A 7231-nucleotide genomic window follows, 5' to 3' on the forward strand; every position below is an offset into this window, starting at 1 on the left:
AGGAGGGCGCCCAATGGGCGCCCTTTTTGTTTTCTGTGTGAGTGGATTAGGACGGCAGTCGAGGCCCGTTTTGGTGTTCGACCGTGCTTTAGTGAGGCCACAGGGGTCTTGGGCAGGGTGGCGTTTGTAGCGGTTGGTTCGCAGGACATGGTGGTGTGCCGGCGTAGCCTTTGGACGGTGTAAGTCTTTGGTTCTACGAATAAAAAACGGCGCCACAGGGGCGCCGTTTCTTTGATTTTGTATTGGAAGGGATTAGGTCTTAGCCATTGCCTTCTGCAGGTTTTCGTCGATCGCATCGAGGAAGCCGAGGGTCGAGAGCCATGGCTGATCTGGACCAACGAGTAAGGACAAGTCCTTAGTCATTTTTCCTTCTTCGATGGTGTCGACAACCACCTTTTCCAGAGTCAGCGCGAACTTGGCGAGTTCTGCGTTGTCATCGAGCTTGGCGCGGTGCGCGAGGCCACGGGTCCAAGCGAAGATTGACGCGGTCGAGTTCGTGGAGGTTTCCTTGCCCTGCTGGTGCTGGCGGTAGTGACGGGTCACGGTGCCGTGGGCAGCTTCTGCTTCAACAATCTTACCATCTGGCGTGGCCAGAACCGAGGTCATCAGGCCGAGCGAACCAAAGCCCTGTGCGACGATGTCGGACTGCACGTCGCCGTCGTAGTTCTTACAAGCCCAAACATAGCCACCGGACCACTTGAGGGCGGAGGCGACCATGTCGTCGATCAGGCGGTGTTCATACCAGATCTTGGCTTCTTCAAACTTCTGCTTGAATTCGGCGTCGTAGATTTCCTGGAAGATATCCTTGAAGCGACCGTCATAGGCCTTGAGGATGGTGTTCTTGGTCGAGAGGTAGACCGGAACGCCACGGGCGAGACCATAGTTGAAGCTCGAGTAAGCGAAATCGCGGATCGAGTCGTCGAGGTTGTACATGGCCATAGCAACGCCAGAACCCGGAGCCTGGAAGACTTCGTGCTCGATGACGGTGCCGTCTTCGCCCGCGAACTTGATGGTCAGCGTGCCCTTGCCTGGGAAGGTGAAGTCGGTGGCGCGGTACTGATCGCCGAAGGCGTGACGGCCAACGATGATTGGCTGGGTCCAGCCTGGAACGAGGCGTGGCACGTTCTTGCAGATGATTGGTTCGCGGAAGATAACGCCGCCCAAGATGTTGCGGATGGTGCCGTTTGGCGACTTCCACATTTTCTTGAGCCCAAATTCTTCGACGCGCTGCTCGTCTGGGGTGATGGTCGCGCACTTGATGCCAACGCCGTGCTTCTTGATCGCGTTTGCAGCGTCAATGGTCACCTGATCGTTGGTGGCGTCGCGGTTTTCGACCGACAGATCGTAATATTCGATGTCGAGGTCGAGGTAGGGATGAATGAGCTTGTCTTTAATGGCCTGCCAGATGATGCGGGTCATTTCATCGCCGTCGAGGTCGACGACCGGGTTGGCGACTTTGATCTTGCTCATCGAAAACTCCCTTAAAAGCATGATAGCGGCATCTTAGCCGCGCGTGAGTAAGCCGTATAACATCGGCCAAAGAAAGAGCAAAGTTAGGCTCGGCAAGGGGGCATGCCGAGAAGTCTGTGTTCACTTCGGCGGAAGAATTTGGACTGAGGCGAGGCCCGTTTGTAACCAGAAGGCCAGCGTTTCCTCGTCTTCCAGCACATCGCCGGACACCAGAACGAAGCCGCCCATGGTGCGTCCGGTCATTTCCATGAGCGAGGTGCCTGCGTGTTTGAGCGCTGTTTCCATTCCGCTTTTTCCGACGCGGACGAGTATATTACCCTCTTTTCCGACCCAAAGCGCCATGTGGCCACGGACCATAAGGGCGGTGCCGCCGAACATTTTCTTGGTCGAGTAGACAAGGCTTGGCGGAATGATTGCGTCCAAGCGGTCGAGTAGCTCTTGCATGGCCATGCTCATGGCGCAGCTTTCTCGGGATAGGTTTCGTGGATGTGGAGGCCTTCTGGTAACCAGTCCCAAGGCTGGCGGCTGCGCCCGAAGAGTAGTTGTTTGGGCTTAAACCACTGATTATTGCCTGCGAAAATACCGACAGGTAGGATGCTGACGCCCGGAGCGCGAGAACTTTGAGCGTGGAGCGTGGTGCCGCACATCGGGCAGAAGTGGCGCGTGAACCGCGCGCCTGAGGCGGCGTCACGGGTATAGGGCTTGGTTTCGCCGGTGAAGGAAATATCGTCTGCTGCCAAGAGCGCTATGCTGCTATGGCCGGTGCCAGTGACTGTCTGACAGTTAAGACAGGCACAGGTGAACATGGAAAGGATGCGACCGCTCGCCCTGACCGTGACAGCCCCGCAGTCGCAGCGTCCATTGGCTTCTACTATGGCATTATGCTGTACATCTTGTGGCATCTGGATAGGCTTGCATTTGGCATTCCGTGGCGCAAGGGGCCAAAAGTGCCAAATGTTTTGAGCAGTGGGAAGGCGCCAATGGCGTGATAAAGCTCATGGATTTTCACCTACACTCGCCTCTTGAGACTGAGCGTTTGGTTTTGCGACATTTTTCGCGCCGGGACGCTGACGCAATGTTTGCGTATCGCGGACGTGAGGACGTGGCGCAGTATCTGATGGATGAGGCGCTGACCCGCGAAGAATGCGCGCTGGCCATCCAGCAGAGGATAAATCATGTGCATTTGGATAAGGTCGATAGTCGGCTGACGCTGGCGGTCGAGACACGCGATGGGACCCTAGTGGGGGAGGTGTGTCTTATCCTGCGTAATGTTGAAGCGCGTCAGGGAGAAATTGGCTGGATTTTCCATCCAGATCATCAGGGCAAGGGCTACGCCAGCGAAGCGTGCCGTGTGCTGTTGGCTCTCGCCTTTCAAAGCGCCGAACTGCACCGCGTTTTTGCCCGTTGCGATGCTGCTAACACCCCATCGTGGCGTTTGATGGAGCGCTTGGGGATGCGGAAGGAAGCCCATTTCATCGAGCACGGCTTGTTCAAAGGGCGCTGGGATGAAGAACTGTACTACGCCATGCTGAGCCGTGAGTGGGTCGCGCAAAATCAAGGCTCTAAGACGCTATTATAGGAGACAATATTTCGGGAACCGCGAGCACCTCACGCCGTTCAACGGGCAAGTGCTGATATTTCACTCAACTGAAAGGGACCCGAGGATGTCGACTTTGCGTTTTCCGATTGAAACTGCTCATCTGATCTTACGCCCCTTTGAGCGCGCGGACGTGAAGGCCGTGTCGCGCTATCACGCTCTGCCAACGCTTGCCCGCTATTTGGAGCGTCCGTCTCGATATGCGGGAGACGAGGCCGACGCGGTCGAGCTGATGCGTAAGCAAACCGATCTGGTGCGGCCCGGTGATGTGCTCACCCTAGCGCTGTGCCGCAAGGGTGATGAACGGCTGATCGGGCAGGTTAGCTTGCGTTGGTATGATGCCATGGCGCGTCAGGGCGAAATGACATTTGCGATTGAGCCGACCATGAGTGGGCAAGGTTATTTGACGCAGGCTTTGTCGACCATGTTCGAATTGGGGTTCGACCATTTCAATATGCATCGTATCGTGGTGCGCAGTGATGCACGGTCCCACAACACCGTGAAATTGCTGCAGAAACTGGGTATGCGCCTCGAAGCGCATTACCGTGAGCACGCTCTTTATCAAGGCGATTGGGACGAAGAAATGCACTTCGCACTGCTCGACCGCGATTGGCGTCCGGCTACAAAAATCGTGCAATTACCGGTGCGTGGCCGCGTCGCTTGATTTGCCCCTAGCCAGCAATTGCGATATGCCGCCCAGACTTTCTAGGATGGGCGGCACATGGCAGGCACGGACAGTTCTCAACCGATCAACTACGCACCAACTCCGGCGATCATTTTGTGTGAGCCTCAGTTGGGAGAAAACATCGGTTCGGCCGCGCGTGCCATGGCCAATTTCGGCTTGTGGGACTTGCGCCTTGTCCGCCCCCGCGATGGCTGGCCCAATGAAAAGGCTATTGCTGCGGCGTCGAAGGCTGACCACGTGCTGGAACGCGTGACGGTTTATGAAACTCTCGAAGAAGCTATTGCCGATTTGACGCTGGTCTATGCGACCACTGCGCGTTCGCGCGATATGCAAAAAGAAGTCTATGGGCCGGAAGAAGCGTCAGCGACCATGGCGACCCATATTCGCAAGGGCGAAAAGGTCGGCTTGCTGTTTGGCCGTGAGCGTTGGGGACTGCTCAATGATGAAGTCGCGCTGGCTGACGCCATTGTGACGCTGCCGGTTGAAGCGGCTTTTGCCTCCCTCAACATTGCCCAAGCTGTCTTGCTGATGAGCTATGAGTTTCGTCGCACCAGCGAAGAAGGCAAAGCCCTGCCATTTGGCGATGGGCTGCATGAGCCTGCGCCACGCAACGAACTGGTGGGGCTGATGGAACATCTGGAAACCGTTTTGGAAGGGTCGGGGTTCTTCACCGCGCCTGACAAAAAGCCCAGCGTGATCACCAATCTGCGTACGGCGCTGACGCGTGGTCGCTTTACGAGCCAAGAAATCCGCACCTTGCGGGGCGTGATCTCTTCCATTGATCGTCGCCATGAGCGGCCGAACCCCAATCGGCAGAAGTCGCAGAAAGACGAGTGAGCTAGAGTTCTCGCTCTATTTGGTCTTTGACGGCGTGGAGGCAAAGTGCGATGCAGTGTACTCATGAGTACGCACGCCCCCTCTGAGCCGTCCAAGCTGGCTTTTACTTATATCGGTTTCCGCTTTTTCTGGCTGACGACATTGCTCGTCAGCTTTTCCGTTCAGATCATGTCGGTCTCGATTGCGTGGCACATTTATGATGTGACGGGCAATGCGTTGCTGCTTGTGCTTGTCGGGCTGGCGCTGTTTTTGCCGGCGCTGGTTTTGATGCTGGTGACCGGGCTGACGGCGGACCGGTTTAGTCGACGCCGTATCATGGCCATTTGTTTGGCTGTTGAGCTCTTATGCGCACTGAGCTTTTTGGTGCTGACAGGGGGAAACAGCGACGAGGTCTGGCCGATGTTCGTTGTGCTGGTGTTTTTGGGCACGGCGCGGGCGTTCTGGGGACCGGCGGCGCAGTCTCTGGCGCCGAACCTTGTACCATCTGAGGCGCTCTCGAACGCGATCACCGTCAACGCTTCGGCTTGGCAATTCGCCTCCATCACCGGACCAGCCTTGGGGGGCCTGCTCTATGGGATGGGGCCGGCCTTCGCGTTCGGGACCGCGGCCCTGCTTTTGGCCGGTGGTATGATCACTGTGATGCTGATCCCCAAGCCTGCGCAGCATAAGGCAGGGCAGGCGACGAGCCTTGAGACCATTTTCGGCGGCTTTCGCTACATATTTTCGAACAAGGTCGTGTTGGGCGCGATCTCGCTCGATATGTTCGCGGTGTTGATGGGCGGGGCCTATGCGCTGCTGCCGATCTATACCAAGGATATTTTGCATGCGGGCCCAGTGGAGCTGGGGTTGCTGCGCGCGTCGCCGGGGATCGGGGCCATTGCCATGGCGCTCTACCTCACGCGGTTCCCGATCCGTGATCATGCCGGGAAGTTGCTGTTTTTGTTTGTTGGGCTGTTTGGCCTGTTTACGGTGATTTTTGGTCTGTCTTCGACCGTGTGGCTTTCGATCCCGGCTCTCATATTGGTCGGAGCCTCGGACATGGTCAGCGTGACCATTCGCGAAACCATCATGCAGCTGTGGACGCCCGAAGAGGTGCGTGGTCGCGTCAATGCCGTGAATTCGGTGTTTATCGGTGCGTCCAATGAGCTGGGCGAGTTCCGGGCCGGGACTGTGGCGCATTTCATTGGGGCTGTGCCAGCGGTGGTGATCGGCGGGTTTGGGGCCATGGCAATTGCCGTGATCTGGAGCCGGGTCTTTCCGCAATTGCGTGAGCAGCGCCAGATCAACAAGCGCATGGTGTAACATGAGTGCGAAAAGCGACGGCGCGGGCGGAAGATTGCCGCGTTTTCCGGCGCTTTGGGTTGACTCTTGGGGAGTCGGTCAATAAACACCGGCTCACCTATCCCGCCCTTCGGGGCTATAGGCGCACCCGGGATTCTCGCAAGGGAGTCTGTCGGCCTTGTGCAAGCAAGGCAAAGGAGGGCGCGAAACCTTCAACTCTCTACGAGAAGGATACGCGATGTCGAAGCGTCATTCCGTTAAGTACAAGATCGATCGTCGTCTTGGCGAAAACATCTGGGGCCGCCCAAAGTCCCCGCTGAACACCCGTGCATATGGCCCAGGCCAGCATGGTCAGCGTCGCAAGGGCAAGCTCTCCGACTACGGCCTACAGCTCCGCGCTAAGCAGAAGCTCAAGGGCTACTACGCTTCCATCACCGAAAAGGGCTTCCGTCGTCTTTATGACGAAGCAGCTCGTCGCAAGGGCGATACCGGTGAAAACCTAATCGGTCTGCTGGAAAGCCGTCTGGACGCGATCGTGTATCGCGCGAAGTTCGTTGCTACTCCATTCGCAGCTCGTCAGTTCGTGAACCACGGCCACATTCTGGTCAACGGTAAGCGCGTCAACATTCCTTCCTACCAGGTCAAGGTTGGTGACAAGATCGAAGTTCGTGAGCGCTCCAAGCAGCTCACCGTTCTGCTCGAAGCTGTTCAGCTTGCTGAACGCGACGTTCCAGATTACGTCGATGTTGACCACCACAAGATGACTGCGACCTACGTGCGCGTTCCGGCTCTGTCGGACGTTCCGTATCCAGTTCAGATGGAACCAAACCTGGTCGTCGAATTCTACTCGCGTTAATCCGCGTTTCGAATTTTTCGATACGGAAAGGGTCGCTCTTCGGAGCGGCCCTTTTTTGTTTTTTTGGTGCGTGCGTTTACCCCCACCTAGCCTCCCCCTGAGGAGGGACTGTTCATTTGGGACTCCTTATGAGGTGTCTGTTGAAGAACAAATTGAGCGTAATCTCGAGCATCTGCATTGTTTTGGAGACGCGCTTTGTCCGCCGATTGAACCGCGCAAGATTGTCCCTGATTGAGGAATTTGAGGACTCAATCAGGTGGGTTTGCGCCTTTGTTTCCAGGTGTGGCACGGTCACGCCATTGCGCTTGAAAGCGAGTGCGTAACAAGAGTTGGCATCGGTAAAGATGGCCCCGATCTCACCCACAGCCTGCAGGGCCAAGCGGTAGGCCGTGATCGCACTTTCTACGCCTTTGTCACCGATGTGGTGGGCAACAACGCGGCGCTGTCTTCGGCTATAAACGGTCCAGATAACCGCTCGCTGCTGTTTTTTTGGACGTAGGTATAG

General features: G+C 56.7%; 9 protein-coding genes. 5 read left to right on the top strand and 4 right to left on the bottom strand.

Annotated features, from left to right (window positions below; translation table 11 throughout):
• Positions 1 to 252: 252 nt before the first annotated feature.
• From JHC09_RS04495 to JHC09_RS04505, 3 genes are all read right to left on the bottom strand, one after another.
• Positions 253 to 1470, bottom strand: coding sequence for an NADP-dependent isocitrate dehydrogenase (locus JHC09_RS04495; RefSeq protein ID WP_199530975.1), 1218 nt, complete (start codon positions 1468 to 1470; stop codon positions 253 to 255).
• 120 nt (positions 1471 to 1590) lie between these two features.
• Entirely contained in the window at positions 1591 to 1926 is a 336-nt protein-coding gene (locus JHC09_RS04500; RefSeq protein ID WP_199530976.1) for a TfoX/Sxy family protein, read from the bottom strand.
• Positions 1923 to 2372: a GFA family protein gene (locus tag JHC09_RS04505; protein WP_349236511.1), complete on the bottom strand. Its 450-nt coding sequence runs from the start codon at positions 2370 to 2372 to the stop codon at positions 1923 to 1925. The genes JHC09_RS04500 and JHC09_RS04505 overlap by 4 nt, the downstream gene beginning before the upstream one ends.
• A 95-nt stretch (positions 2373 to 2467) precedes the next feature.
• On the opposite strand from JHC09_RS04505, the gene JHC09_RS04510 reads away from it, so the two are divergent.
• The 5 genes from JHC09_RS04510 (at position 2468) to rpsD (ending at position 6726) form a co-directional block, all read left to right on the top strand.
• Complete coding sequence (locus tag JHC09_RS04510; RefSeq protein ID WP_199530978.1) at positions 2468 to 3049, top strand: GNAT family protein; 582 nt, start codon at positions 2468 to 2470, stop codon at positions 3047 to 3049.
• Between the two features lie 85 nt (positions 3050 to 3134).
• A complete protein-coding gene (locus JHC09_RS04515) occupies positions 3135 to 3731 on the top strand; it encodes a GNAT family protein (RefSeq protein ID WP_199368495.1) in 597 nt (198 codons plus the stop codon).
• A 57-nt stretch (positions 3732 to 3788) separates the two neighbouring features.
• Positions 3789 to 4589: an RNA methyltransferase gene (locus JHC09_RS04520; protein WP_182394031.1), complete on the top strand. Its 801-nt coding sequence runs from the start codon at positions 3789 to 3791 to the stop codon at positions 4587 to 4589.
• Positions 4590 to 4652: 63 nt separating this feature from the next.
• Complete coding sequence (locus JHC09_RS04525; RefSeq protein WP_199530979.1) at positions 4653 to 5891, top strand: MFS transporter; 1239 nt, start codon at positions 4653 to 4655, stop codon at positions 5889 to 5891.
• A 217-nt stretch (positions 5892 to 6108) separates the two neighbouring features.
• A complete protein-coding gene (gene rpsD / locus JHC09_RS04530) occupies positions 6109 to 6726 on the top strand; it encodes a 30S ribosomal protein S4 (RefSeq protein WP_169195066.1) in 618 nt (205 codons plus the stop codon).
• A 112-nt stretch (positions 6727 to 6838) separates the two neighbouring features.
• On the opposite strand, the gene JHC09_RS04535 is transcribed toward rpsD, so the two are convergent.
• Positions 6839 to 7231: IS1 family transposase (locus JHC09_RS04535; RefSeq protein WP_199530980.1), on the bottom strand; the 393-nt coding region annotated here is incomplete at its 5' end.

It is taken from the genome of Devosia sp. MC532, from assembly GCF_016461625.1.
Taxonomy (GTDB): domain Bacteria; phylum Pseudomonadota; class Alphaproteobacteria; order Rhizobiales; family Devosiaceae; genus Devosia.